Genomic DNA, 26394 nt, shown 5'->3' with positions numbered 1-26394 from the left:
ATAGATGAGGTGAGCACTTCAACGCAGACACTGGAACGTCCGGATACTCGGGAAAAAATCAGCACTGGGGACGATACACCTCAATTTTTCCACTATGTCAAAAAAGACCAAATAGTTGATTCTGCCATTTCAGGGAAAATGGTTGTTGCCTTGTGCGGTGAAACTTTTCCAGTAACAAAACAAGCCAAACCAGGATCACCTGTATGTCCAGATTGCGAGAGAATCTATCGAGGTCTACGTAAGAAGTGAGTGATAACCTTCGCGCCTGGCAGCGCAAGGCGCTCAGCAAATACTTAATGACCAATCCACGTGATTTCCTTGCTGTGGCAACACCTGGAGCGGGAAAAACAACCTTTGCATTGCGAGTAGCAACTGAGCTGAAAACCCAACACACCGTGGATCGGGTAATCGTGGTCGTTCCTACAGAGCATCTTAAGCAACAGTGGTCGGGAGCTGCTGCGCGAGTTGGGCTTGCTCTTGATCCAAAGTTTAAGAACACTGATGCAGTAAACCCGCATTATGACGGAATTGTTGTTACCTATGCGCAGGTGGCAATGCACCCTTATAAGCATTACAGCATTGCCACGGCAAAGCGATCATTGGTGATCATGGATGAGATTCATCATGGCGGTGATACAAAAAGCTGGGGAGATGGAATTCGAGAAGCCTATTCTGATGCTGAGCGACGTTTAGCACTTACTGGTACTCCGTTTCGATCTGATGATTCTCCCATTCCGTTTGTTCGCTATGAAGAAGACGGCGAAGGACACTTAGTCTCGCAGTCGGATCATACTTATGCGTATGCAGACGCACTAGCAGATGGGGTAGTGCGCCCTGTGGTTTTTCTTGCTTACTCGGGTGAAGCTCGGTGGCGTACAAGTGCTGGGGAAGAGTATGCTGCCCGCTTAGGTGAACCGCTCAATGCTGAGCAAACAGCTCGTGCATGGAAAACCGCTCTTGATCCTCGTGGTGATTGGATACCTGCAGTCCTTCGTGCTGCTCATACTCGGCTAATGCAACTGCGCAAGCATATCCCTGATGCAGGTGGCTTGGTGATTGCAACTGATAAGACAACAGCTCGTGCTTATGCGAAAATTTTAGAAGCATTGTCGTCTACGCCTGTGTCAGTTATTTTGTCTGATGAGACTGGTGCCTCACAAAGGATTGAGGATTTTTCTGATGGCACTGATGAGTGGATGGTCGCTGTGCGTATGGTTTCTGAAGGGGTTGACGTGCCTCGTCTTGCTGTAGGCGTCTATGCTACAAGTTCTTCTACGCCGTTGTTCTTTGCCCAGGCGATTGGGCGCTTTGTGCGTTCGCGGAAAAAAGGTGAAACTGCATCAGTATTTTTACCGTCAGTGCCAGTCTTGCTTGACTTAGCAGCAAAATTAGAAACATCACGTGATCATGTTCTTGGCAAACCTGATCGGCCTAAAGAAGGGTGGGATGATGAATTATTGGCAGCAGCTAATAAACAAGAGACACATAAAGATGAGTTGCCTGCTTATGAGTCGATTGGGGCAGAAGCAGAGTTAGATGCGTTGATTTATGATGGCTCTTCGTATGGAACTGGTACACGTGTCGGTTCGGAAGAAGAAGCGGATTTTCTTGGGTTACCGGGTTTACTTGATGCAGAGCAAATGCGGGCGTTGCTCAATAAACGTCAGAGTGCGCAATTAGATGCTCGCCAAGCTGAAGATAAGCGGCGGCAAAAAGAGGAAGAGCAGCGTCGAAAAGCTCAGAAAATGCAGGGTGCACAGTCTCAGGTGACGAGTCAAGAAATTCCAAAGCTACGTAAAGAGCTCAACGCTTTGGTTGCCATTACTGCTTCGCGTACTGGGCGACCGCATGGGGCTATTCATACGGAGGCGCGAAAAAAGTGTGGTGGGCCGCCGACTGCGATGTGTTCTGCTGAGCAATTGCGGGCTCGGATTGACTACTTACGGCGTTGGTAAAATTCTTTTATTAACTTAAAGCTATAAGTGTTTTCTAATAACAAAATAATAACGAAGTGATGATGATAGCTGCGGTACTTTTCAGGTTGCCCTACTATGGCAGTAGATGTTTTTTCCACTTCGAGTGAATAAAAATCATAGGCATATAGATACAGATTAAGGAAGACGCAAAGAATTATGAGTAATCCCTATGCTCCTGGAACACCACAACCTAATCAGGAATCGAATGGCAGTACAGCCTCAGGTTATACGCAGTATCAGGAAAATGGTGCTCAGGGTATTACACCAGGAACAGATGCAAACACCTATTCTCCTTATTCAGCAGCACAACCACAACCACTTAGCGGTTATCCCGCTTCTTACAGGCAACCAGAAGTAAACGCTCTCGCACCTTGGGCGATGGGTATTGGTATCGCATCACTATTCCTCGGTGTGACCATCTTGTTGCCTATTGCTGGCTTAGTGTTGTCCATCCTTGCGCTACGAAAAGCAGCGAAAATGTCTGATACCGATCAAAAGCGCAAAGGTATGGCGATTACCGGACTCGTGACATCAATCATTTCTCTCATTATTACTGCTATCGTGGCAGTATTTTTCACCATGTTCGTTCTCGGCATTAAAGATGAGGTACAACACTGCGATGACATTACTTCCACCCAGCAAGAACTTGATCAGTGCATCGAAAAAACTATCGATGACTATGTGAACGGCTAATGTGAGCAAGTGATGGAGTGTTCGTGCTTTTACTCGTGTCACATTACTGAGTAGGCACAAGAAGAACATTATCTTCAGAAGATAAGAGGGGCAGGTGTTAGCTATGGAAGCTATAAATCTGCCCCTGTTTGAGTATTTGAGTGCAGTGAAGTAGCTAAACCGAGTGGATAAGGCGATAAATAATGAACCAAAAAACAAGACTTCTTCTTCCTGATTTTGCTCGTGGTCTAGCATTACTTGGTATTGCCATTGCAAACGTACTCACAATCTGGTGCTATTACGACGACGGCTTTTATAACAGGCTTAGCGTCACTGATTATGGAGCTATTCATTATCAGGCAGGAATACAACAAACCTTAGATAAAGTGACAATTGTGCTCGCCGCCATGTTTGCGCATGTACGTGGACTGCCAATGTTTAGCACCTTATTGGGCTACGGAATTGGTCTTATTCTGATGCGTGAGCTTAAAGCAGGAGCGCGTTTGTCGCAAGCACGTATGGTGCTTATTAGACGCTATGCTTTCTTGGCGCTTTTTGGCGCTCTTCATGCTATTTTTCTTTTTAGTGGCGACATCATGCTCTTATATGGTGGAATAGCTGTTTTGCTTTCTTTTACGATTTCTTTGTCAGATAAGTGGTTGCTTGTTATTGCTGGTATTTTTTTCGCGCTCATCAGCATTATCACTGTTGGCAATATAATTTTCTTCTTGGATTGGAACAACAGCACAGCTATCGTTGATGATCCTTCTCTTGTTGGCGGACCGGGTAGTTATCCTGAGCAGTTACTTTTTGGTTTGATTGTGGTAGTAAGTAGTTTTATCCGAGTTCCGGCTGCTCTTTTTTCATTTGGACCAGTGATTATACTGGGATTTGTCGCTGCACGACGAAATGTACTCACACGTATTGATCGTTATCGACGGCATCTATACGTATGGGCTGTTATTTATGTAGTTATTGTTTTTGGTATTGGGTTGCCTTGGGGTTTGTCGATGATTGGCGTGATACCAGGGTACGATATTTGGGGAGAGCTCAATAGTTCTTTGGGCGTACTTACCGGTCCTGGTTTTCTTGCACTACTTGCTTTGCTATTTGATCGCATTACTACTGATCAGAAACCACAAACATGGATGAAACCTTTTACTGCTTTAGGAAAGCGCTCGATGAGCGGATATCTTTTGCAATCTGTCTTCTTTTTTATCATTGTCAATAAATATACGCTGCATCAAGGAGTCAATGCTTCGGCATGGAAACTTGTGGCAATAGCATTTGGGGTATGGCTAGCGACGCTCATCATTGCCGGTATTTTAGAGAAACTAAAGAAACCAGGTCCGTTTGAGTGGTTGCATCGAAAGATTGGTTATGGAAAACCTAAGGCATATACTACGTTCGTGCTTTCAGATTTAGAGCAGATTAAAGCATTAGAGTATCAGCGCACAGAGTCAGAGTTTGACTTTGCCCGATACGTCGAAAAGCACAAGGAACAGCCAGTTACCACTGTTGTGTAACGTTGAGCCATAAAACCCAAAGCAGCATAGGGAAACCTTGAAAAAGGGAAGTCCCCATGCTGCTTGATTTTTTGGAGAGGCTAATCGAGGTAATCGCGTAAAACTTGAGAACGAGAAGGATGACGTAGTTTTGACATAGTTTTCGACTCAATTTGGCGAATACGCTCACGGGTAACACCGTACACTTGACCAATTTCATCCAAGGTACGTGGCATACCGTCGGTAAGACCAAAACGCAGTTTTACGACACCTGCTTCACGCTCAGAAAGAGTATGAAGCACATCTTGGAGTTGATCTTGCAATAACGTGAAAGAAACAGCATCGACTGCAATTACGGCCTCTGAATCTTCGATAAAGTCACCAAGTTGGCTATCACCTTCATCACCAATGGTCTGATCCAAAGAGATAGGTTCACGAGCATATTGTTGAATCTCTAAAACTTTTTCTTCGGTGATATCCATTTCTTTGGCCAACTCTTGTGGCGTTGGCTCACGACCAAGATCCTGAAGAAGCTCACGCTGGATACGACCAAGTTTATTAATGACCTCTACCATGTGAACAGGAATACGAATGGTACGAGCCTGATCAGCCATAGCACGGGTAATTGCTTGGCGAATCCACCAGGTTGCATAGGTAGAGAATTTATATCCCTTGGTATAGTCAAATTTCTCTACAGCGCGAATAAGACCCAAATTACCTTCTTGAATGAGGTCAAGGAAAGCCATGCCACGTCCGGTATAGCGCTTAGCAAGAGAAACAACAAGACGCAGATTTGCTTCTAATAAGTGGTTCTTCGCTTTGCGGCCGTCACGAGCAATAGCACGTAAATCGCGTTTGACTGCTGGTGTTAACTTAGCGTCTTTATCGCCATTATTATAGGCTTCTTCCATTTGCTCCATGCGGTACGTAGCATAAAGACCAGCCTCAACTCGCTTGGCGAGTGAGACTTCTTGCTCCGCATTGAGCAGTGCAACCTTACCAATTTGCTTAAGATAAGCGCGTACAGAGTCTGCTGAAGCAGTGAGTTCTGCGTCTTTACGAGCCTGGCGTAGTGCTTTGGATTCATCCTCATCCCAGACAGCAGAAGTATGCTCTTCATCATCTTCATCTTGGTCAAGCCCAACCTCAGATTCACCTTCATCAAGGTCATCGTCTAGGTCAGGATCGAAGTTTTCCTCATCCAGACCCACATCGAGGTCATCGGAGAATTCATCATTATCCTCTTCTAGAGTAAGCGGAGCATCATCGATATCAAACTCAGATGTTTGCTCAGCTTCATTTTTAGTAGGGGATTCTTCGTTAGCGGGTGCTTGCGGTTTCTCGGCAGCTATCTTTGTGGCTTTGCGGGTAGCTTTTTTAGCAGTTTTGCGTGCAGTCTTTTTAGCCGTTTTCTTCGTTGCAGATTTGACGCTACGCTTGCTGGTTTTCTTCGCAGGAGTGCGTGTTTCTGAAGCATCTGCAGCGTCGGAGGCTGCAGAGCGATCTTCTGTAGTAGCAGTAACAGAAAGATCTTGGAGAACGTCTACTGAAGTAGCAGCACGGGGAGTTACCTTACGTGCTGTCTTTTTTGCCGTACTTTTCTTTGCTGTCTTCTTCACAGCTTTACGGGTAGGAGCTGTAGCTGAAGAATCTGCATTTTCAGTGGCTGCCACGTACGCCCTTTCGCCTTCGGAGGATGAATATTGCGTGTCACAAAATAACTGCGGTCACTATAAGTTAAGAAACTGAGTTAACTTTGTTGAACGGTGTAGAACATGAACAAAACTATGCAATCTATATAACAAACAATCATGGAAGAATGACTATGCCTAGATGCTAGAAATGCTCATGTTCACAATCAAAGTGCCATTATAAAACATTTATAAAAACTATGCGTTGAACTGGCCTGAAAAACAGGGAAACTTTAAGGCTTAAGAGCTTTTTCTACTGCTAATGCAGCCCCCACAATTCCTGCAGTATTACGCAACTGAGCTGGGATAACAGGGGTAGAATTTGTTAATTTTGGCACCCATTTTTCCGATTTACGAGAAATGCCACCACCAACAATAAAAACTGAGGGGAAAAACAACCGTTCGTATTCTTTGAGAACTTTACTTACTCGTTTCGCCCACTTGGTGTATGAAAGATCTTCTCGTTCTTTTACAGCAGAGGAAGCTAATTTTTCAGCTTCGATTTCCCCTATCAGCAAATGTCCCAATTCTGTGTTGGGCACAAGAGTGCCATTAACGAGAATTGCAGAGCCAATACCGGTACCGAACGTAAGTAAAATGCTCAATCCTTGCCGCGCTTGTGCATCACCATAAGCTACTTCAGCAAGACCTGCGGCATCGGCGTCGTTAAGCACGGAAATAGTGCGTTTACCAAGATGGTCGGTAAATAATTTTTGGACATCGACGCCAACCCATGAGGAATCTATATTAGCTGCAGTCAAAGCGGTCTGTTCCTTGATGACTGCTGGCAGCGTAATCCCTAGGTCACCATCCCATTGTGCTTGATCGACAATGCGAGCAACTGTTTGTGCAATCGCTGCAGGAGAAGCTGGTTGCGGGGTAGTGATTTTAATGCGTTCGCCGATGAACTGACCAGTATCAAGATCTACTTTGGCTCCTTTGATACCAGATCCGCCGACATCAATGCCAAATCCAACTCGTGTCATAGAGTCAAATTTTAACATTGCTCAAAGTAATATTCATTGCTTTTTATTCTTAGCGCGGTATGTGAGTGATAGTAATCAATACATGGTGCTGATATGGAGTGTTTTATTAGTGGATAAACGTACAGATAAAAGCAGGTTTTGCGAAAATAACTCCAGTGTTATATTTTAGGGCGTGACATACAGTGACAGGGAGACATATAGCGAGCATAGCGTGTCATATGAATATGATTCGCCTGTATATGTTTTACTATGCTGCGTCAGGAAGCTTAGAAAAAATATAAGTTTAAGGAATATCCTCGCCTTAGACTTAATCGTTAAGGAGCAAAAACGTTCATGGCAACCGATTACGATGCACCTCGTCGACGTGCAGAAGATGATCTAGAGATTGATTCTTTAGAAGGACTCAAAGCTGCAGAGGTATCTACTAGTGGCATCGACGACGATGGGGAGATTATTGAATCATTCGATATCCCACAAATGGACTTGTCTGGTGAGGAAAATGAGGTTGAGGTAGTTCCTCGTCGAGAGAATGAGTTTACATGTTCAAGTTGTTTCCTCGTGCAACGTCGTAATCGAATCTCGCATGTCGAAGATGATGGCTCAGTCATCTGTTTGGACTGCGCATAGAACTGGTTGATTATGCTAAGTGCAGCCACATATAACCACATATAAAAAATAATGATCCTCTCAAGAATGCTCTAGAGAGGATTTTGTTTTCACCGCAGCATTTTTCTAAGGATCGTTCCTAGGGGACTTTGGGGATAAAAGCAGCAAGTAATGCTTCTGGATTGCGTGAGCTAACCAGCCAATAAGGGGTAGGATCATCTTGGTCATTAAGAACAAGCATGACCATTTCTGGCACCCAAGAACGTGAAATGATATAGGCAGCAGGGTCTAGTTGCCTACCCATAGCGTTACGTTTTGCAGTAGCAGGGACAGCTATGGAACGCGATACAACTGTATGCGGAAGATTAGCTTGACCAGAGACAAGCCACCTCGTACCATCAGGATCTTCTTCAATGCGGATGCGAGTATTAGACAGTGTAAGCAATACCCATACCGCAATAATGCTCAAGACGATTGCTGGAATGTATAACCACAGGACACTACGATTGAGCGCACATTGCGCAGTTAATAGCGCAACAATAAAAACAGCAATGAGCCACCAATACCAGGGAACCCATTGACGCTCCGTATAAATAACTTTTGGCTGCTGGCTATCTAATTCAGTCACGTCTTTTAGTCTACTTTAACGATGAATGAGGCAAAAACGATCAACAAGAATGTTTTTGGCAACACACTTGAACCCTACAGAATCATTGCTCTTAGAGGCTCTATAGGAGTTACCGGCGATAGCGAAGATTTAACGCCAAAAATTACTGTATCCTTCTTTGTCTTTTATATTGAATTCAATCATTTTCCCGATTAGTTCTACAGCCATATCATCGCAATGCGCTTGTGTAATAGTCTTGGCACTAGGCCAAGGGACACGAACTAACATTGTGGTATGAGAGAGTTTTGCTTTGTCAAAATCCGCAGCGAACTTAGCAATTCCAGCTTGTTCTGGCGAAACAGCCATATGGTGTTTGGCATAGGAAAAGCCAATGATAAAAGTTCCGTGGTGTGTAAAAATAGGCTGATTCCATGCTATGCGGATATCCAATTGCGGATAGGCGTTATGAACCCACTCAAGTACCTCGAGCGCAAGACGCCGTTGCTGTTCATCGGCTATACGCTCGAGTACGGGGGCGAAGAACTCTGCTAAATCTTGACCATTCTGCCAGTGCTGTACAGCCATTATTCTTTTGCTCCTTTTACGTGATCTTCTGCGCTTCTTAAACGCTTATCAGAAACACAATCACATGCTAGATTATCTGATTTTGAGAAAAACAGTTGGTTCAACGCTTGCACAGTAGGTAGCGCTAACGTCGACATCATGTCGAGCTTATAGCGGGTCGGGATCTTTTATATTTTGCGTAATTCAACTGATGAGCTGCTGATATGGTTCATGTTTATGCTCAACATGATATGCATAAGCGACAAGCGCTAAGGTAGTAAGTGCTATGAATAATGCTATGGAAAAAGATCAGAAAATAAACCAGAAGATAGACTCAGTCCAGATTCGTCGTCTTGATACAGAATTACCTATTCCGGTTCGCGCCCATCGTGGCGATGCTGGAGTTGATTTGTACTCTACAGAAACTATTAGCATTGAACCTGGTCAACGTGTTTTAGTTGGGACAGGAATTGCCATTGCACTACCACTGGGAACCGTTGGGTTAATTCATCCCCGGTCAGGTCGCGCATGGAAAGAAGGACTAAGCATTGTTAATACTCCAGGCACTATCGATGCAGACTATCGTGGAGAGATAAAAGTATGCCTGATCAATCTTGATCCGCATACACCTATTGAAATTGAGCGTGGACAACGTATTGCACAGTTAGTGGTTCAGAAAGTAGAACTCGTTGATTTTATCGAAGTTGATGAATTAGATGCCACTGTACGTGGTGCAGATGGTTATGGTTCCACAGGGATCAAGTGAGATAAAAACAGCAGTACAGCACTTGCTTTTGGCATGCTAGAACCACAATAAGTTAAGGAGCACATTATGGCATTGTGGCGTTTTTTTAAGGATAAGAACCAGGAAAAGACTGATAATCATCCTGATGCTCACAGCGAACGTACGACGAAGAACCACCCCGAGTCATTAACTGATTCCGCTGAATCACAGCCCCAAGAGGGAACAAGCACATCAGATGCAGTAACTGCAGCAGAGAATACAGAGCGTAAAGACAAAGCTGACGCAGACATCCAGAACGTGCAAGAAACAGCGGAACAAACTTTCCATCTCGGTGCTGAAGGGCCTTTCGACGGCGACAGCATGAAATATGAGGACTTTGATTTTTCAGATTTTGGTGGACATGCCCTTAATCTCGGTTCAATGGTTATCACTCTGCCTCAAGATGCAGAGGTGCAAGTTGAGATGAATGACCAAGGACCCAAAATGCTGCATATTCTCACCCCCTATGGCAGATTAACTCCGGCAGCTTTCGCTGCTCCTACCTCCGGTGGACAATGGCGTAAAGCTGCTAAAGAAATCGCAGAGGGAATGCGCAACGATGGATTGACTGCCCAAATACATATGGGACCGTGGGGGCGGGAAGTCGTCGGTCGGGCAGCAGATGCTAAGGGGGTCGTTCGTGTCATCGGCGTAGAAAAATCACGCTGGATGTTGCGTATAACAGTAGCTTGCCCCGTAGAGTACGAGTCAGAAATGGTTGAGTTGGCGCGTGAAGTAATTGCTCGTACATTTGTGTATCGCGGTTCACAACCGATTATGGCAGGAGAACCACTTCCTGTAGGGTTGCCAGAAGCTCTTGCTCAGCAAGTACAAGCTGAGCTTAAGCGTCGTCAAGCAAACCACAATCAGGCGCAGGAAAACACGTAATGACTACATATGAAAAGGGTACCCGCCATACGTTGCGCATTGAGCGCATGGCACATGGTGGGGAAGGGATCGGCCTCCTAGACGGACAGGTCGTTTTTGTAAAAAGTGCCTTTCCTGGCGACGAAGTCCTTGTGGAGATCACGCAAAAGAAGAAAAACTTTGCCCGTGCACAGCTGCTCAACATAGAGGTACCCTCTGCTCTGCGTACGAAGCATCGCTGTGAAGCAGCGCAGCATGGAGGCGGCTGCTGCGACTTGAGTGCTGTGAAACCAGAGAAGGAACTAGAACTTAAAGAACAAATTTTGCGAGATCAACTCTCTAGACTTGCCCAGATAGATCCTCTCCCACCAATTTCTGTGCATGATTTTGGTCTCACAACACAGTGGCGAACTCGTATGCGTCTCGGTACAGATACACAAGGTCGCGCCGGGGTGCGCCTTGTGCATTCTCGGGAAGTAGTGACAGACTATCCATGCTCTCAAGCAGTACCAGGATTGCTTGACGACATCACCTCTTATCGTTTTACACCTGGATCAGAAGTGATTGTGGTTGTTGATGATGAAGGACAGCGTAGTATCGTCGAAATCTCTAAAGCACCTCGCGGACGACGCAGTGAAAAGATTACAAAAGTAATAGCTGGTAGTGACACTGTTGTGCAGTATGTAGGGGATGAGGAAGAACGTAACTTTACGATCCCTGCTACTGCTTTCTGGCAAGCGCATAAGAATGCTACTACCGCTTATACACACCAGATTAAGCAATGGATTAGCACGTGGTGTGAACAAAAACAGCACAGTAATCACCTTGTTGCATGGGATCTTTATGGTGGCGTGGGTGCTTTTGTACCGGGGATACTCGATGCTGTAGACACAGCTGTCTCTGTTCATTCTGTAGAGGCCTCAGCGCAATCTGTACGCGCAGGCGAGAGTGCTTTTGAGGAGGAAGGCGATGACAATTCCCATGTTGTCTTCCACTCGATGCCAGTAGAACAAGCACTAGGACAATTACCTAGTCCTGATATTGTGATCTCGGATCCACCGCGAGTAGGTGCTGGTGATCATGTTGTGTCTGCTATTGCTGCAGCATCTCCTCAACTAGCAATCCACATTGGGTGTGATCCTGCAACTTTCGCTCGCGATCTTAAGGCATGGATAGCTGGTGGTTATCGAGTATGCGAAATAGTGCTCTTTAATGCTTTCCCGGCAACTCATCATTTTGAGTGTTTAGCACTTATCGAGCCTGGTACACAGCAGGATTGAGCAATAGCTTAAGAGCGATTGCGTCACTTCACGCTACAAGGAGTAAGATGTGGCAATGAATGTAATGAATATAAATAAAGGAAAAGAATAAAAAGTACGTGTGGCGCAAAAACATTGCAAAAACATGATGGAAGGATGCTCAACGTAAAGCATGGAAATTCTCAGCAGAATTAACTCTCCGGCGGATCTAAAAGCATTAACAGCTGAGGAAATCGCCACACTTGTTGATGAAATACGTTATTTTCTTGTCGAAAAAGTATCTGCAACAGGTGGACATCTAGGTCCTAACCTTGGCGTCGTGGAGTTGAGTGTAGCTATACATCGTGTTTTTGAGTCACCACATGATCCAATTATTTTTGATACTTCTCACCAATCCTATGTGCACAAGATTTTAACTGGTCGCGCTGCCGATTTTGATACATTAAGGCAAAAAGATGGATTGTCGGGGTATACGTGTCGTGAAGAAAGCGAACATGACTGGACAGAATCTTCTCATGCATCTGCTGCTCTTAGCTATGGTGATGGTTTAGCAAAAGCCTTCCAGATTAAAGGTGAGCATGATCGTAACGTAGCTGTTGTCGTAGGCGATGGGGCGCTTACTGGTGGTATGTGCTGGGAAGCACTCAATAACATCGCCACAGGAAAAGATCGCAATGTCGTGGTTATCGTCAATGATAATGGCCGTAGCTATTCCCCAACTATTGGTGGTTTGGCAGAAAACCTGGCAGGACTTCGCAAAATACGTACCCAACCACTCTATGACCGACTCATGGCGCAAGGAAAAGAAACCCTTAAGTCTTTAGGTTGGTTAGGCGAACGCGCCTTTGAGGCACTCCATGCTGTAAAAGAAGGCGTCAAATCCACTGTTATTCCAACAGAAATGTTTTCTGATTTAGGCATGAAATACGTCGGTCCTGTGGATGGTCATGATGTTGGGGCTGTGGAATCAGCCTTGCAGTATGCTCGTGCCTATCACGGGCCGATTATTGTTCATGTGGTTACCGAGAAGGGGCGCGGATATTTACCTGCAGAAAATGATGAAGCAGAGCTTATGCACGCTACCGGTGTCATTGATCCTAAGACTGGAGAGCCAATTGGTGCTAAGAATCCTGGTTGGACTCAGGTCTTTAGCAAAGAACTTCTTGCCCTTGGCCAAGAACGAGAAGATATTGTGGCCATCACTGCGGCAATGTCTGGTCCTACAGGATTGGCTCCTTTTGGAGAGAAATACCCAGAGCGTTTTTTTGACGTCGGTATTGCTGAGCAACATGCGCTGACTTCTGCTGCAGGAATGGCTCTAGCAGGATTGCATCCAGTGGTTGCGTTATATTCTACGTTCCTCAACCGAGCTTTCGACCAACTGCTCATGGACGTTGCGCTCTTAGACTTACCAGTAACATTAGTGCTTGACCGTGCAGGAGTTACCGGCTCTGATGGTGCAAGCCACAATGGTGTGTGGGATTTTGCAATAGCAGGTTTGATTCCACGAGTACGGGTCGCTGCTCCTCGTGATGGTGCCCAGCTCAAGGTACTATTCCGAGAGGCTGTCACTGTGCCAGCACCTACAATTGTGCGTTTTCCTAAAGGAGATTTACCTCAGGAAATCCCAGCAATAGAAGTGCTGAGCGACGGTGCAGAGATTATTCATTCTTCTTGCCACGATGATAAAAAAACCGCAGAAAGCAAGAAAACATCTCCAGCAATTTTGATTGTTGCCATTGGAGCGATGGCAACAAATGTCATGGCCGCATGCAGTGAACTTGCTCATTCTGGATTAAACATTACTGTCGTCGATCCACGCTGGGTTATTCCTGTATCCACTGATCTGGTTTCTTTTGCCCAGCAATATGACCTCATCGTCACTGTGGAAGATGCTATGTTGCATGGTGGCGTGGGATCATTATTTGCTCAAGCCCTTGCTGAGGCCAATAGTGATATACCGGTGCGGCATTTGGCTTTCCCACAATTTTTCCCTTTGCATGCCAGCCGCAACGAATTATTAAAACAAGTAGGTCTTGATGCTGCTGGAATTGCTGACTCAATCAAGAAGTGGGCTGATGAAATGAAATAATAATGTCGGGAGCAAAGCAATTTCTCCCGACATTTTCTTATCTCTTATGCGCCTAAAACGGTTACGCCCTCTGGCGGTAGGCCGGCGACATTAGCAAGGACTTCTGCAAAAGCTCGAACATGATTTTCTAGATTCTCTTCAGCCGGAGTCCAACTGGCTCGCATTTCTACTTGATAAGCTCGTGGCAGACCACCGATATCGCCAAAGCGTACTGAGGTAGTTGAGGTAACAGTGCCGCCAAGGTTGGAGAAAGGCGCTTGTGTTTGCTCGAGAGATTCCGTAAGCCATTGCCAGGCAACATCAGGTAATAGCGGATCATTGGCAACAGAATCGTCCATATCTGCTTGAATATATGCCACCAAGCGCATGGAACCTTCCCATGTGTCTTCTGAACGAGGATCATAGAGTAAGATCAACCGCCCAAAGGCATCACCTTCATTGCCTTCATCAGGGTGAGATTCTATTTCGGCACTTTGTTTGGTGATTTCTAACCCAATAGCGTGGCTAAAAGTTGCTAGTTTACGTGGCGGGCGAATCGTGCTCAGGCTAATCTCCGGACGCAGATGTGCGTGGTGCATGGACTCAGTTGCGCGCAAAAATTCATCAGGAGTGTTTTCCGATTCAACAGGTTGCGCGAGGCGGGGTACTATCGACGACGTTGCACGAGATTCAGTCACAAAAATAGCTAACTATGTTTGAGGAGCGAAAATGCGAAGGCGCGCCGAATAAGCTAGGTGGTACATGATAAAAGATGAGCAACGATGAACGGAATGCAAATAAGAGAAAAAAATCACTGTGATTGATGATGAAAAAACGTCATTATCCAACTTATGATGGATAACAGTGAGTATTAGCTTAATGCAAAGCTCAATACGCGATCCGATGGAAAGGTTACTATCGTGGCTGAAAAGCTAGATTTCGATGAATTAAATTCCCGCCAATGCTACTCTCAATGGGCAGCGTTTAAGATTATTCCTGGTGCTTTGGGGACTGAGCGTACAGAAATTATCCAGCAAGCTCGTGATTTTTTCTCTCGTATCAGCGATGACGCTGTTGTGACAGTTCGTGGTGTTTATGATATTACCGGTTGTCGTGCAGAAGCAGATTTCCTCATTTGGTGGTATGCAACTGAATTTGATCAGTTGCAGAAAGTTTTTAATGAGTTCCGTCGCGATACTGTTTTGGGGCAGGTAAGTGAAGTTTTTTGGATCGGAAATGCTTTGCACCGACCAAGTGAGTTTAATAAATCACATTTGCCATCATTCATCATGGGTGAGCAGCCAGGTAATTGGGTTACTGTCTACCCATTTGTACGTTCTTATGATTGGTATGTCATGGATGCGCAGAAGCGTCGTCGTATTCTAGCTGAACATGGTCAAGCTGCGCGTGATTTTCCAGATGTACGCGCAAATACGGTTCCTGGTTTTGCTTTAGGAGACTATGAGTGGATTCTTGCTTTCGAGGCGCAAGAATTGCATCGAATTGTGGATTTGATGCACAAAATGCGCTACACCGAAGCACGTTTGCACGTTCGGGAAGAAATACCATTCTTTACTGGGCGTCGAGTAGCAGATATTAAAGAGCTTATCGACGTACTTCCTTAATAAATATGCTGGGATATGGAAAAGGGCGGAAAATGTTTCCGCCCTTTTCTTATACTTCGCCTTCGGCAAATTTTAGTGATATTGAGTTAATGCAATAGCGCAAATCTGTGGGAGTATCATAACCCTCACCAGAAAATACGTGTCCAAGGTGACTGCCACAAGTTGCACATAGTACCTCTGTGCGCACCATACCTAAAGAAGTATCTTCTCGTTCAATTATTTTATCGCCGGCAAGAGGAGAGAAGAATGAAGGCCAGCCACAATGCGAATCGAATTTTTCTGTTGATCTAAACAATTCCGTATTGCAACCACGACATGAGTAAATGCCTTCTGCGGTGGTATTGGTATATTCGCCAGTATGTGGTGCTTCAGTTCCTGCTTGGCGCAGTACACGATATTCTTCTGCGCTAAGCCGTTCCCGCCACTGGGCGTCGCTAAGAAATTGGAACTTGGTCATGTGTTTCTTTGCTCCCTTTCTTCATTGTAGGATTTTCTGAATAGTACCAATAAATAGCAGTAATACTGATTACGATAATGAGCAAAGCCCACGCGAGGGTTGCTTGGACAGTAACAAACCAATGACCAAAATTAAACCACTCGTCTGATTCCCATAGGTCAGCGCTTAAGCATAGATAGAAAGCAATCCATGCCACAGGATTGGCGACGATAGAGCCTTTTTTGGCAATAGTGAACACCAGTGGGAAAAGGAAAAGCGAATAGTACATCTGCCCGAGTGAAGACAAGAGAAAAACACCAGTCAGGAGCAAACTAGTTGTATAGATAGCCCACTCAAGTGGTTGCTTTTCCCGAATGCGTAACAAGAAGAATAGCCCTGCGATAATGACAAGCGCAAAGAACGCAAAGGCGATTTTGTGTATCCATTCTGGGAATCCAAAATACACGAACACACCTGCTAAAGATGAATTGGCATAATTGCGTACTTCCCCTAAATATGGAGTAACAATGCTGAGATAGTCTCCTGCCTGTGGGATGATATTCCAAGCAATCAGGTTCATCAGGACGGGTACTGCAATACCGAGCACAATGGTTTTCCACTGCACCTTGATAAAAGGAATGAAAAGCAACGGCAGGAATAAGGGTTTAACAAGGATTGCTAGTCCGATAATAATGCCTGCAATGATTTCCTTGTTTTTCCACTGCGCCCACAAAAATGTAGTTAGTGCGAGCAAAAGTATGCCATTGATATTGCCAAAAACAATGGTGTTACGTACTGCTTCGGTATGAAAAGCAACAATGAGAGCTGCTGGGAAGAAAAGGGACGAGAGGCGATAGCCTGCAAAACTCTTAAGGAGAAACCCAATGGCAAAAATGATGGCGAGCATATTCACCAAGATGAACAGCAAACGTGCCAGTGAAGCGTCGCTTAGTAATGCAACCGGTGTTAACAGTAGGGTAGCACCTGGATTATAGAGATAATGTGGATCAACAAAATAGTAGTTCTCGGAATAGACCGCAACGCCTTCTATGCTGCGTCGTACGGCATTGTAGACAGTAGAGAAGTCATCGGTGGTGTTCCCATTGACGCAGAGGATGAAATAGCGATGAAGTAGGGTGAATATGGCAATAGGCCATAGCGCTGCATTGCCTATGACATCGAACTTTGAGGTATCTAAGGGCAGTGTTGTTAGCGTTGTTGTAGCTCGGCTTTGACTGACCCACACTGTACTAAGACGTTTTCTAAGAGCTTCTACCACTAGGCAGACGCTACCATAGTGCTGCGACGTAGGGAGTGCGATACGCTCGAAAGTAATAAAATTTCTAGATCTTTTTATAGCGCAAAAATAGTATTCCGTCTGAAGTAGCTTGATAGTGTTCTAACGCGAAAGAGATGCGTGTACTGGGCGCAGAGGAAGCGCTGGTTGCTGTGTATAAAGGTGGAAAAAGCATAGTGGCGTCTGAGCTTATGCATGGATCAAGCGTGAGATAGAACTTATCTATGCAATTATGTGCAGCGAATAAAGAATAAATGCTTGGTCCACCTTCGCAGACCATTTTCCGAAAACCACGTTGTCGTAGTGTTGCGATGATCTCCCGCGGATTATGCGTATCTATCCTGTGTACCTCTAAGCCACGTTGTTTAAGTTTTTGAGCCTGTGCTATGTTCGCTGGATTATTTTTGCTGAGTAAAAAAATGGGTGCAGTGGTGTAGGAATGGACGAACTTGCTATCAAAATCAAACACACCGCTATTGCTCAGAACCGCAAAAGGAGCAGGAGTATCAGTTTTCCTGTGTGCTTGGATACCGCCATAGTTCTCCGCGCGTATAGTTCCTGCCCCGACAATAACAACATCAGCCCAGGTGCGCAGGCTAAGTAATAATTGGGTATCTGTGGCATTGCCTAAACTTTGCGAGGATCCGGCAATGCTAGCACGCCCATTGATTGTAGACACTGCGATTGCTCTGAGTTCATAGGGATGGGTAGGGGTATTAGATCCTAGTAACGCGTCTATGCTTGCAGCCTCGTTTTGTGTGTTGGATATGGGGGATAATGACATGGAAAGTAAGTTTCTTTAATCGGCGATAGTTATGGCATGTAAAAATTCTAGTAACTTTGCGTGGAGTATTACATCTTTGTAGCTTAAAAACATACTGATAACCAGGCGATTTGTAAAGATGGATAGTTGGCACTAATGTTTTTCACGCACGACATAATGTTTTGCAAAGCGGATGTAGCGCAGTTGGTAGCGCATCACCTTGCCAAGGTGAGGGTCGCGAGTTCGAGTCTCGTCATCCGCTCTGATGTTTATATAGGTTCTATGTAAACTAATGCGCGTTTAGCTCAGTGGGAGAGCGCTTCCCTGACACGGAAGAGGTCACTGGTTCAATCCCAGTAATGCGCACCAGGGTTGTTAATAGCCCTTTTGCGGATGTAGCGCAGTTGGTAGCGCATCACCTTGCCAAGGTGAGGGTCGCGAGTTCGAGTCTCGTCATCCGCTCCAAGCGTTTAGTACGCTGATAGTATTAACACGCTGCGGTGGAATGGCCGAGTGGCGAGGCAACGGTCTGCAAAACCGTGTACACGGGTTCGATTCCCGTTTCCACCTCAATATATTTATTGGGCAGAACTGAAACCGATGAACCCATTTAGTGCCCTACATTAATTCATTGACTAGCGCGCAATAAGAAATTACAGTGTTCACAATTTTCATCCTTCGGTCACTAAAAGTACAAGGGTGTGTTTCACACTAGCTCAAGGTAGAGGGCTAATCCAGGGGGGGAGAGAAACAGTCTGTGCACTTGACGAAAGCAAAAAAGCTGCATATATATATTGCATTTTGCATAAAAGCTATCGTGCGTTTCAACCGAAGGAGCTGCTATGCTTCAGAAAAATTTTTTCGCTCACCGTGCAGGTTTAGGTTGCATGGGGTACAGCTGGGGTTACAGCTTGCCAGGTCAGCTGGATGATGAACACTCTATCCGTAGCATTCGTCAGGCATACGACGCCGGCGTTCGACATTTCGATACCAGCGATATGTATGGCAGCGGTCACAATGAAACCTTGTTGTCACGTGCCTTAGAAGGGCTGCACGACGTATGCATCGCCACCAAAGGTGGGATAATCGTTGATTCTATGGAACCACTATCCATGCATCTTAATGGTGCACCAGAATATATATCCGCTGCGATCGACAACTCATTAAAACGTTTAGGTAGGGATCATATAGAGCTTTATTACCTCCATAGAGTTGATCCGAACACTCCTATTGAGGAAACAATGACAGCTCTGGCTAGGGCACAGCAACAGGGGAAAATAGGTGCGATTGGTGTGAGCGAGCCAGATGCTCAGACGCTATCGCGTGCTCTTGATGTTGTGAAAATTGATGTGGTTCAATCTGAGCTTTCTGTATGGACTCGTGATCCGTTGAAGGGTTCGGAAACTGAGACATCGGGTGCGGTATCCGCTGACTCTACTGAATCTGTTTCTCTTACTAAGTCTTATGAGTCCAATACTCTGAGCGTGATGGAATTATGTGCAGCTAATGATATTAAGTTTGTTGCTTTTTCACCGCTAGGGCGAGGGTTTCTGACTGGAAAACTGGATGTCTCCACCCTGAAGAAGAATGATTTTCGCCAGTGGATGCCACGTTTTCAAGATGAAGCCAGAAAGCGTAACCAAAACATTGTTGATACCTTAACCTCTATTGCGCAACGTCACGGTGCGCACCCTTCACAGGTAGCTCTTGCCTGGGTATATGCCCAAGGAGAGAACGTGTATGCGATTCCTGGAAGTCGGAAAATTGAGCATGTTCGGCAGAATATGGAAGCGGAAAAATTGACGCTATCCAACCAAGAAATCGCAGAAATAACGGCTGTACCACTGCCACAAGAAAGCAGATACTAAAAATGTGCACTGAAAGTCTTGAACACCAAGCTATTCAAGAAATGAACGGTGTGGATGCTCTGGTAGTCATTGATGTTCAAGAATGGATCGTCTCTTTAGATTTATTTCCTGTAACGGGTCAGAAACTTGCTCACAAGATTGAAAATATGGTGGAAAAATGGCGTGAGCTATACCCGAATAAACCTGTTGTATGGATTGCTTTCCTGAGAGCCGATGGTAGCGATGGTGGTTTAGACGGCCGTGCGGGTTTGAGTATAAGAAAAGCAGATGATGAAGCACTACTGATCAAGTACGGGATAAGCGCTTTCCAGGGAACACGTTTACATCACTATCTCTCTGAGCATGACGTGCGCAGTTTTATCACAGTGGGAATTGCGACAGATTATGCCATCGCTGCTACTGCTCTAGACGCAATACAGCATGGTTATCAGGTGTGGGTTCCTGCCGATGGTTGTGTTGCTACGTCAGCATATGCACATAAGAAAACTCTAGAGAAGCTATCTGAACGTGGTGTCTGTACTAAACCTTATGGTCTTACTGTCAGTCCAAACAATACGTAAAAATTTCATAAATGCTAAGGAATGAAAAATGAAAAAATACATGATTAACAACCGTGCAGGGGTATCGGAATTAGTGCTGGAGGAAGCACAGCCCAGTGCTTTGGGGGAGCGTGATGTTGAAATACAGGTAACCCACAGTGGTTTGGGGCTTATCGACGCTCTGCAATTTTCCGGTGTGATGGGCGATATGCAAGGGCATACACCTGGTTTAGAAGTAGAAGGATTTATACGCACAGTTGGGGCTGCTGTCACAAACCTCCAAGAAGGCGACAGGGTTGCTGCAATGTGCTTTGGTGCTGGATTAGCTACTGTTTTGGTTACTCATTCTGATTTCGTGGTAAAAATTGATGAACGAATGCCTGCAGGAATGGGCGCTATTTCTCTCGTTAATACGGTTACCGCAAAGGAAAGTCTTTCTATTGCGCGAACAATCGGGCGTTTTGAGCGTGTGCTAGTTCATGCGGGAGTGGGAGGACTAGGAACACAGTTTGGGCAAATAGCCAGTATGTTAGATGCGAAGCATATTGATGCTGTTGTGGGAAATGATGAAAAAGCAATCTTGGCTAAAGATATGGGCTACCACGATGTATATTATCGTCACGCTTTATCTGATATTCCTGAAGATTTTTATGATGTCGTCATTGATTCTGTTGGTGCTCAGGCAACCACATCTAGTTTCGAGAAACTGCGCAGTGGTGGGCGCGTTATAAAAGTAGGTAATAGTTCTGGCAAGGAAGCACAACAGTTTGATTCCTTAAAATTCTGGTTCGAGAATAAAACTGTTATCGGTTTTAACGTAGGTCTATGGATCATGGAAGATACTGAACGTGCACATGCAGCTATGGAATGGGCAGTAGAACAAGTTGCAGAAGGCGCTATTCGGATTCCTTATGAGGTGCGTCCCGTGGCGCAGTTGGAAGACTCTCTTGCTGATCTTCTTAATGGAAAAGTTATGGGGAAATTAGTAGTGGAGTGGTAACTTCACCTTCTGTCCCAGTGGCGAGCCATGAGATATAGATACATAATGTTCTCATGGCTCTTGATGTTTCTAATTTATCTTTTAGATATGGCAAACGCTCCGAATGGTTGTTTCATAAGCTAAATTTCCATGTAGATAATGGTTCTGTTATGTGGCTTAAAGGCCCATCGGGATGCGGTAAATCTACCTTATTGGAAATGTTGGCACTGCTACGGAACCCACTAAGTGGAAGTATTACTTTTAATGGTGCCGTAATAGGGGGGGGCAAAGCCCAAGTTTCGTGATGCTGCTGAGCTAAGAGCCCAGCACATGGGGATAGTTTTCCAAAATAGTGACTTAGTAGAAGTTCTTACCCTTCAAGAAAATATTGAATTAGCCATCGACATTGCTAGAGCCAACACGGATATGAAACATCAGGGCAATGTCTTGCTGAAACGTTTTGGTTTAGAACACGTAGCCAATGCGCTCCCACGCGAAGTCTCTGGAGGGCAACGCCAACGTGCAGCGCTTGCCAGAGCATTAGCTGTTCAACCAGCATTATTGCTCTGCGATGAACCTACTAGCGCACTAGACCCTGAGAACGTGTCTATTGTTCTTAAAGAAATACGAGAATACGTCACCACTCACAAAGCAGTTGCAGTAGTCGTATCACATGACCCGTCAATAAGTACTATCGTGGATACCGAGCTTGAGTTGGGTGCGTGATCGTCAATGTATCGCAACGCATTAACGAAGATTCGTTCCCGCCATATTCGCTCCCTGATTCCCGTCATTGTGGTGCAGCTTATTGTGGGGCTGATGCTTGGCGCGATGTTTTCTGTACTGCTATCCACAGAAGCTGCCCCGGATATGTCGGCAGGAATGACCTACTCTGTTATATTTTCATTCTTTCCATTTTATTTTGGTGTATCTACAACCATACGGCACGCAATTACTGCACGGATAGGAGAATACAATTCTCTCTATCTCATGGGTGTTCCTGCCCGTTATATCCGCAGAAATATATACAAGGAAGCGTTGCTGGGCGCCTGCGCAGTAGCAATCCTATCGAGTCTGCTAGCACGGCCGATACTCACAGTATTAGTAGCTACTTTATATGGGAATCTTGGTGGCAGCGTACCAGAAGTTTTAGGTTCTCCATATGTCAACGGATTAATTGTTTTCCTACTTATTGCGGCATTCTCCTGCTGGGCAGTGCGTCGAGCGCTGAGGAAAGAACTTGGGGTGCGGGTGGGCGCTGGACAAAAAATCATTGCTGCTCCCCGTACACGTCACATCATTGTTAGCGCGTGTTGCCTTGGCGCTGTGCTGATAGCAGGGATCTTCTCTATGTTTGCTGGAGATTCCGGTATCCCATCATTGCTTATTATCTTTGCACCTTTATTACTTGCCGCCTCAGCTCTTTTTATCCTGGTTGTGAGCACTAAAGCAATAGAAGAAACATCAAGAAAAATATTTAGTTGGTCAGCATTAAGCCTTGCTTCGAGGCAAATCAGATTGATTCCAGCGGTAGGAATACTATCTTTGTTAATCCTTTTTATTTGCGCACCCCTTGCTCTTTTTGTGAGTAACGATGCCTCTATCGAAGGCGCACGCATCGCAACAGCAGCTCGGGTAAAAAATATTAATCTTATACAAGATAAAAACGCCACATTTATAGCACCAAGCCAGGCAGAAAAACTATGCAACACGATCGGACCCCATTGTGCTGGCGTGCTCAGTTGGGCGTATGCCCTTCGTGAAGCAGATATGGAATCTGATAGTACCAACCCGCACGATTATCATCCTGCACAAGATTCAGAAGCTACGGATTATGTGCTGGTGGGAAGCACACCCACAGTTACCAGTGCTTTTCTGCATGAACCTCAGGATATTACAACGATCGTTTCACCCTTTACCGAGCCGTGGCTAGTTCCTTGGGCGGCCGTAGAAAAAAGTTCCCGTGCACACACTTATGATGGTTCACGTATCGGTTCTATCGTCGTACTCACAGATGACGCAGACACAACCACGATAGAAACTCTTGTGCCACAAGAAGATTATCGCATCATACAAGCGCAAGAATTGGCGCAGAATATCCCCGAAAAAATATTTTACGGGCCTCACGGTACCGGAACAGCGGAGTTTATCCCCTTATTCGCTTCTGTTATTTTAGGCTGTTCAGTCTGCGTTTTTGGTCTTTTGCTGGGGAGACAGAAACTCTATACCCCATTGCTTGAGCAATTATCCGTCATGGGTATGAGTGCAAAGAAAATAGCGCGTGTACGTTTCTTTAGTAATATTCTGCCAGCGGTCTTAGCATTGGCAGTCGCCTTTATTTTCGGAGTTATTTCCTACTCCATGATGATCTCTACCTTCGGGTTTATACAAGTAGGTATCCCGCCCCTGCCGGTAGGGTTAGTATGCTATCTGATTGTGGTCATTATGCTTTCGGCTGTTATGGCTAGTGTGAACATAGGGAAGCAGATGAAACCGTAGGGTTGCGCTAATTTTTCTGTTCTTGTTGGAACTATTGGGTACTTTGTAACGACTTATTATATGGATGACTTATGAGTATGTGACCATACTGCATTGTCGGATGCGGAAGTGCTTTGTGGAAGGTGTCTTATCGCACTCAACAATGAATAGGTTTTTTCCCTGTCAATGCGTACCATGCAAAGTGGTGAGTATTTAATTTCTGAAAGGTAAGTAAAAGTTAGCTATGCAGAAGAAACATGAAAGTATAAGGCATATTTCAGGCGTATTAAGGGTAAAACCATTCATGGCTGCGCTATGTTCTGTTGTTTTTATGTTTTTGTCTGTGGCATCTTTGGTCAATGTTCCTAGTGCTTATGCTCATGATGCTGTTGTAGGTGGCAGTCCTGCTAATGAGGAAATTGTGTCAGAGTTTCCAACTACTTTGCGCCTTGATTTTTCTGGTACTCCCCGAGAAGGATTTAACACTATTGCGCTTAGCGATAGTAATGGGAAAGTTATATATTCTGGTGCTCCAGTGGTGAGTGGTCAATCTATAGTGTTAGATTTACCTGCGGATATCGAAAAGGGAACTGGTAAATATAACATTGGTTTCCAAATTACATCCTCGGATGGTCACGCCACACGAGGTAAGACTACTTTTACTGTAGCTGGTGAACAACAGCGCCAAGAAAACAACTCTGCATCTAGCGTACCTGCGACGACTACCCAAAACTCTGGTCCAGTCTCACAAACGGCTCAGGCGTCGGCAGAGAAATCTGGTTTTCCTCTAGGGTTGGTTATTGGGATTGCCATTGCAGTTGTGGTGGGTGCTCTTGTTTTGTTCATCCTATTGAACCGAAAGAAAAATAATTAAGGAGAAATTATGAAGTTCCATAAGAATGTTGTGTGTGCAGTGGCATTGTCTGCTTTGACACTTGCAGGTTGTTCTAACTCAGAGACAGATTCTCAAGAAAAAGTAGATACTGCAGCATCTGCAGCTGCGAAATTCGGTACTTCTACCACAGAATCTAAGTCTGATTCGGAGTCTGAGTCAGAAGCAGTGAGCTTTGAGGACGCATATGTTAAGTCTGCTAAAAAAGAAGATGGTATGACTGCGGTATTTGGTGTGCTGAAAAACAATACAGGTGCGGAGGTTAACATCGTGTCTGCATCTGTTTCTGTAGCAGCAAGTAGCTATGAGCTGCATGAAGTCGTCGACGGAGTTATGCGTCCGAAAGAAGGCGGTTTTGTTATTCCAGCAGGTGGTTCTCTAACTCTGCAACCAGGTGCGGAGCATATTATGCTCATGGGATTGCAAGAAGATGTTGAAGCTGGTGAGGATTATAGTGTTACCTTGAACTTGGCTGATGGCACTGAAATCGTGGTAGATGATGTTCCATCACGCTCTATTTCTTCAGGAAATGAAGATTATTCTGGTGCAGCTCACTAATCTCTGAAGTTTCTGAAGTTAAGGTGAACAACTGTTATGCAATCACATAAGAATCACAATGCTAGGTTCACTCGACGGGGATTCTTGGTTGCTACATCTGCACTTGCTGGTACAAGCGCTTTAAGTGCTTGTACCAAAGAACAAGCTCAGCAAGAATCAGTAGAACCTCAGGTTGAGCTTGCGCAACAAACTGTTGCTTTTGATGGTGCACATCAAGCTGGTATCGCTACACCAGCTCAATCTCATATGACTTTGGTTGGGTTTGATCTTCGCGCTGGTGTCGACGCAGCTGCTGTGCGACGACTTTTGCGATTGTGGACACAAGACGCCAGAGATTTAACGCAAGGGCGTAATCCTTTAGGCAGTCTTGAGCCAGAGATGGTACGTAAACCTGCCAATCTGACCATTACCTGTGGTTTTGGTCCTCGTTTTTTTGACATTATTGGTAAAGGTAGTCAGCGACCAGACTGGTTGACTCCTTTGCCGGTGTTTAGTAATGATCGTCTTGACGAAAGGTGGGGTCAAAGCGATCTGGTCATTCAGTTTTGTGGCGATGATCCGTTAACAATAGCTTTTGCTGTGCGTCACCTTACTCGCGCTGGTATTGATTATGCTACTACTCGTTGGTTTCAACAGGGTTTTCTCAATGCGCATGGTTCACACGAAAAGGGTGAAACTCCGCGTAATCTCTTTGGTCAAAAAGACGGAACAATTAATCCGCGAACATCTCAAGAATTTGACCAGCAAGTATGGATTGATGAAGACTCGGATTCTCCTGAGTGGTTGCGTGGCGGTAGTTGTATGATTGTGCGTCGGATTCATATGAATCTCGACTTATGGGAGGAACTTGATCGTGGTTCACGAGAAGTATCTTTAGGTCGTCGGTTAGATTCTGGTGCACCACTTACTGGAAAAGAAGAGTTCGATGAAGCAGATTTTTCTGCTAAGGATGATTACGGCATCCCAATTATCGATGTCAATTCCCATATGGCTTTAGCTGCGCCGCATAGTGATAATAAACGGGATCGATTATTGCGCAGAGCATATAACTACAATGAGGCACCAATACCTGGTAGTGCTGAATTATCAAATGCTGGCTTAATTTTTTGCTGTTTCCAAAAAGATCCACGGGAACAATTTATCCCTATTCAACAACGCCTCAATGATAGTGATCGTCTTAATATCTGGATCACGCATATTGGTTCAGCCATCTATGCAATTGCGCCAGGTGTTAGCGAAGATCAACATTGGGGTGAAGCTCTATTCTAGTTCTGAGGGTGCGGGGTGTGGTTTGCCATTGTTTTTTGCGTTGAAAACTAGGGTAAAGTAGGCAGAATCATTGTTGGGCATAGAATGCACTATTAATGTGTT

At 45.1% G+C, this 26394-nt stretch carries 26 protein-coding genes, 4 tRNA genes and 1 pseudogene; 23 read left to right on the top strand and 8 right to left on the bottom strand.

The features are described from left to right. Positions 1 to 9 precede the first annotated feature (9 nt). From FQV43_RS05875 to FQV43_RS05860, 4 genes are all read left to right on the top strand, one after another. Positions 10 to 249 (top strand): DUF3039 domain-containing protein, encoded by a 240-nt coding sequence (locus FQV43_RS05875; protein WP_144273015.1) that lies wholly within the window; start codon positions 10 to 12, stop codon positions 247 to 249. Further along, positions 246 to 1955 carry a DEAD/DEAH box helicase gene (locus tag FQV43_RS05870; RefSeq protein ID WP_146339432.1) on the top strand — a complete coding sequence of 570 codons (1710 nt, stop codon included), beginning with the start codon at positions 246 to 248 and terminating at the stop codon, positions 1953 to 1955. Before FQV43_RS05875 ends, FQV43_RS05870 begins: the two co-directional genes overlap by 4 nt. Before the next feature lie 177 nt (positions 1956 to 2132). Next, positions 2133 to 2669: a DUF4190 domain-containing protein gene (locus FQV43_RS05865; RefSeq protein ID WP_144273013.1), complete on the top strand. Its 537-nt coding sequence runs from the start codon at positions 2133 to 2135 to the stop codon at positions 2667 to 2669. A 182-nt stretch (positions 2670 to 2851) separates the two neighbouring features. Next, positions 2852 to 4174 carry a DUF418 domain-containing protein gene (locus tag FQV43_RS05860; protein ID WP_146339430.1) on the top strand — a complete coding sequence of 441 codons (1323 nt, stop codon included), beginning with the start codon at positions 2852 to 2854 and terminating at the stop codon, positions 4172 to 4174. Positions 4175 to 4254: 80 nt separating this feature from the next. Here FQV43_RS05860 and FQV43_RS05855 read toward each other — a convergent pair whose 3' ends face one another. Together FQV43_RS05855 and ppgK are read right to left on the bottom strand one after the other, a co-directional pair. Further along, complete coding sequence (locus tag FQV43_RS05855; RefSeq protein WP_146339428.1) at positions 4255 to 5826, bottom strand: RNA polymerase sigma factor; 1572 nt, start codon at positions 5824 to 5826, stop codon at positions 4255 to 4257. A gap of 251 nt (positions 5827 to 6077) precedes the next feature. Next, complete coding sequence (gene ppgK, locus FQV43_RS05850) at positions 6078 to 6830, bottom strand: polyphosphate--glucose phosphotransferase (RefSeq protein WP_144273010.1); 753 nt, start codon at positions 6828 to 6830, stop codon at positions 6078 to 6080. A 333-nt stretch (positions 6831 to 7163) separates the two neighbouring features. On the opposite strand from ppgK, the gene FQV43_RS05845 reads away from it, so the two are divergent. Beyond that, entirely contained in the window at positions 7164 to 7457 is a 294-nt protein-coding gene (locus FQV43_RS05845; protein ID WP_144273009.1) for a DUF4193 domain-containing protein, read from the top strand. Positions 7458 to 7575: 118 nt separating this feature from the next. Here FQV43_RS05845 and FQV43_RS05840 read toward each other — a convergent pair whose 3' ends face one another. Further along, positions 7576 to 8064 carry a DUF3093 domain-containing protein gene (locus tag FQV43_RS05840; RefSeq protein ID WP_144273008.1) on the bottom strand — a complete coding sequence of 163 codons (489 nt, stop codon included), beginning with the start codon at positions 8062 to 8064 and terminating at the stop codon, positions 7576 to 7578. Between the two features lie 129 nt (positions 8065 to 8193). Next, a complete protein-coding gene (locus FQV43_RS05835; protein ID WP_144273007.1) occupies positions 8194 to 8628 on the bottom strand; it encodes an iron chaperone in 435 nt (144 codons plus the stop codon). Positions 8629 to 8893: 265 nt separating this feature from the next. Between FQV43_RS05835 and dut the strand changes: the two genes are divergently transcribed. The 4 genes from dut to dxs all read left to right on the top strand — a co-directional run bounded on the left by dut (position 8894) and on the right by dxs (position 13609). Then, the gene (gene dut, locus FQV43_RS05830) at positions 8894 to 9373 is read left to right on the top strand and encodes a dUTP diphosphatase (protein WP_371710867.1); all 480 of its coding nucleotides are present in this window, start codon (positions 8894 to 8896) and stop codon (positions 9371 to 9373) included. Positions 9374 to 9439: 66 nt separating this feature from the next. After that, positions 9440 to 10279 carry a DUF3710 domain-containing protein gene (locus FQV43_RS05825; RefSeq protein WP_146339426.1) on the top strand — a complete coding sequence of 280 codons (840 nt, stop codon included), beginning with the start codon at positions 9440 to 9442 and terminating at the stop codon, positions 10277 to 10279. Further along, the gene (locus FQV43_RS05820; protein WP_146339424.1) at positions 10279 to 11538 is read left to right on the top strand and encodes a class I SAM-dependent RNA methyltransferase; all 1260 of its coding nucleotides are present in this window, start codon (positions 10279 to 10281) and stop codon (positions 11536 to 11538) included. Before FQV43_RS05825 ends, FQV43_RS05820 begins: the two co-directional genes overlap by 1 nt. A 151-nt stretch (positions 11539 to 11689) precedes the next feature. Continuing rightward, the gene (dxs, locus tag FQV43_RS05815; RefSeq protein ID WP_146339422.1) at positions 11690 to 13609 is read left to right on the top strand and encodes a 1-deoxy-D-xylulose-5-phosphate synthase; all 1920 of its coding nucleotides are present in this window, start codon (positions 11690 to 11692) and stop codon (positions 13607 to 13609) included. Positions 13610 to 13653: 44 nt separating this feature from the next. Here dxs and FQV43_RS05810 read toward each other — a convergent pair whose 3' ends face one another. Beyond that, positions 13654 to 14286, bottom strand: a complete 633-nt coding sequence (locus FQV43_RS05810; protein WP_146339420.1) for a DUF3000 domain-containing protein — start codon at positions 14284 to 14286, stop codon at positions 13654 to 13656. Between the two features lie 222 nt (positions 14287 to 14508). On the opposite strand from FQV43_RS05810, the gene hemQ reads away from it, so the two are divergent. Beyond that, positions 14509 to 15213, top strand: coding sequence for a hydrogen peroxide-dependent heme synthase (hemQ, locus tag FQV43_RS05805; protein ID WP_146339418.1), 705 nt, complete (start codon positions 14509 to 14511; stop codon positions 15211 to 15213). Between the two features lie 49 nt (positions 15214 to 15262). Here hemQ and msrB read toward each other — a convergent pair whose 3' ends face one another. From msrB to FQV43_RS05790, 3 genes are all read right to left on the bottom strand, one after another. Further along, a complete protein-coding gene (gene msrB, locus FQV43_RS05800) occupies positions 15263 to 15670 on the bottom strand; it encodes a peptide-methionine (R)-S-oxide reductase MsrB (protein WP_144273001.1) in 408 nt (135 codons plus the stop codon). Next, on the bottom strand, positions 15648 to 16928 hold the full coding sequence (locus tag FQV43_RS05795) for a glycosyltransferase family 87 protein (protein ID WP_168195054.1): 1281 nt from the start codon (positions 16926 to 16928) through the stop codon (positions 15648 to 15650). The genes msrB and FQV43_RS05795 overlap by 23 nt, the downstream gene beginning before the upstream one ends. A 64-nt stretch (positions 16929 to 16992) precedes the next feature. After that, the gene (locus FQV43_RS05790; protein WP_168195053.1) at positions 16993 to 17625 is read right to left on the bottom strand and encodes a dihydrofolate reductase family protein; all 633 of its coding nucleotides are present in this window, start codon (positions 17623 to 17625) and stop codon (positions 16993 to 16995) included. A 273-nt stretch (positions 17626 to 17898) separates the two neighbouring features. Between FQV43_RS05790 and FQV43_RS05785 the strand changes: the two genes are divergently transcribed. From FQV43_RS05785 to FQV43_RS05725, 13 genes and pseudogenes are all read left to right on the top strand, one after another. Further along, a tRNA-Gly gene (locus tag FQV43_RS05785) sits at positions 17899 to 17971 on the top strand. 32 nt (positions 17972 to 18003) lie between these two features. Further along, positions 18004 to 18078, top strand: a tRNA-Val gene (locus FQV43_RS05780). Positions 18079 to 18098: 20 nt separating this feature from the next. Continuing rightward, positions 18099 to 18174 (top strand) — tRNA-Gly (locus FQV43_RS05775). A gap of 34 nt (positions 18175 to 18208) precedes the next feature. Then, positions 18209 to 18279: transfer RNA gene (locus tag FQV43_RS05770), tRNA-Cys, on the top strand. A 272-nt stretch (positions 18280 to 18551) separates the two neighbouring features. Next, positions 18552 to 19577 carry an aldo/keto reductase gene (locus FQV43_RS05765; RefSeq protein WP_146339413.1) on the top strand — a complete coding sequence of 342 codons (1026 nt, stop codon included), beginning with the start codon at positions 18552 to 18554 and terminating at the stop codon, positions 19575 to 19577. A gap of 2 nt (positions 19578 to 19579) precedes the next feature. After that, positions 19580 to 20137, top strand: a complete 558-nt coding sequence (locus tag FQV43_RS05760; RefSeq protein WP_146339411.1) for a cysteine hydrolase family protein — start codon at positions 19580 to 19582, stop codon at positions 20135 to 20137. A 28-nt stretch (positions 20138 to 20165) separates the two neighbouring features. Next, positions 20166 to 21116 (top strand): zinc-binding dehydrogenase, encoded by a 951-nt coding sequence (locus tag FQV43_RS05755; RefSeq protein WP_146339409.1) that lies wholly within the window; start codon positions 20166 to 20168, stop codon positions 21114 to 21116. Positions 21117 to 21169: 53 nt separating this feature from the next. Continuing rightward, complete coding sequence (locus tag FQV43_RS10280) at positions 21170 to 21400, top strand: ATP-binding cassette domain-containing protein (protein WP_146339407.1); 231 nt, start codon at positions 21170 to 21172, stop codon at positions 21398 to 21400. Between the two features lie 13 nt (positions 21401 to 21413). Then, positions 21414 to 21821, top strand: a pseudogene (locus tag FQV43_RS10250) (ATP-binding cassette domain-containing protein); the annotation flags it as partial. A 6-nt stretch (positions 21822 to 21827) separates the two neighbouring features. Then, positions 21828 to 23594: an FtsX-like permease family protein gene (locus FQV43_RS05740; RefSeq protein ID WP_146339405.1), complete on the top strand. Its 1767-nt coding sequence runs from the start codon at positions 21828 to 21830 to the stop codon at positions 23592 to 23594. Between the two features lie 223 nt (positions 23595 to 23817). Beyond that, positions 23818 to 24447, top strand: a complete 630-nt coding sequence (locus tag FQV43_RS05735) for a copper resistance CopC family protein (RefSeq protein WP_146339403.1) — start codon at positions 23818 to 23820, stop codon at positions 24445 to 24447. A 9-nt stretch (positions 24448 to 24456) separates the two neighbouring features. Then, on the top strand, positions 24457 to 25023 hold the full coding sequence (locus FQV43_RS05730) for a copper chaperone PCu(A)C (RefSeq protein ID WP_144272992.1): 567 nt from the start codon (positions 24457 to 24459) through the stop codon (positions 25021 to 25023). A 36-nt stretch (positions 25024 to 25059) separates the two neighbouring features. Further along, positions 25060 to 26292 (top strand): Dyp-type peroxidase, encoded by a 1233-nt coding sequence (locus tag FQV43_RS05725; protein WP_146339401.1) that lies wholly within the window; start codon positions 25060 to 25062, stop codon positions 26290 to 26292. Positions 26293 to 26394: the final 102 nt, after the last annotated feature.

Source organism: Corynebacterium sp. sy039, assembly GCF_007904105.1.
GTDB lineage: Bacteria > Actinomycetota > Actinomycetes > Mycobacteriales > Mycobacteriaceae > Corynebacterium.
The sequence above is the reverse complement of the archived record's forward strand: the minus strand, read 5'-3'. Positions and strand labels throughout refer to the sequence as shown.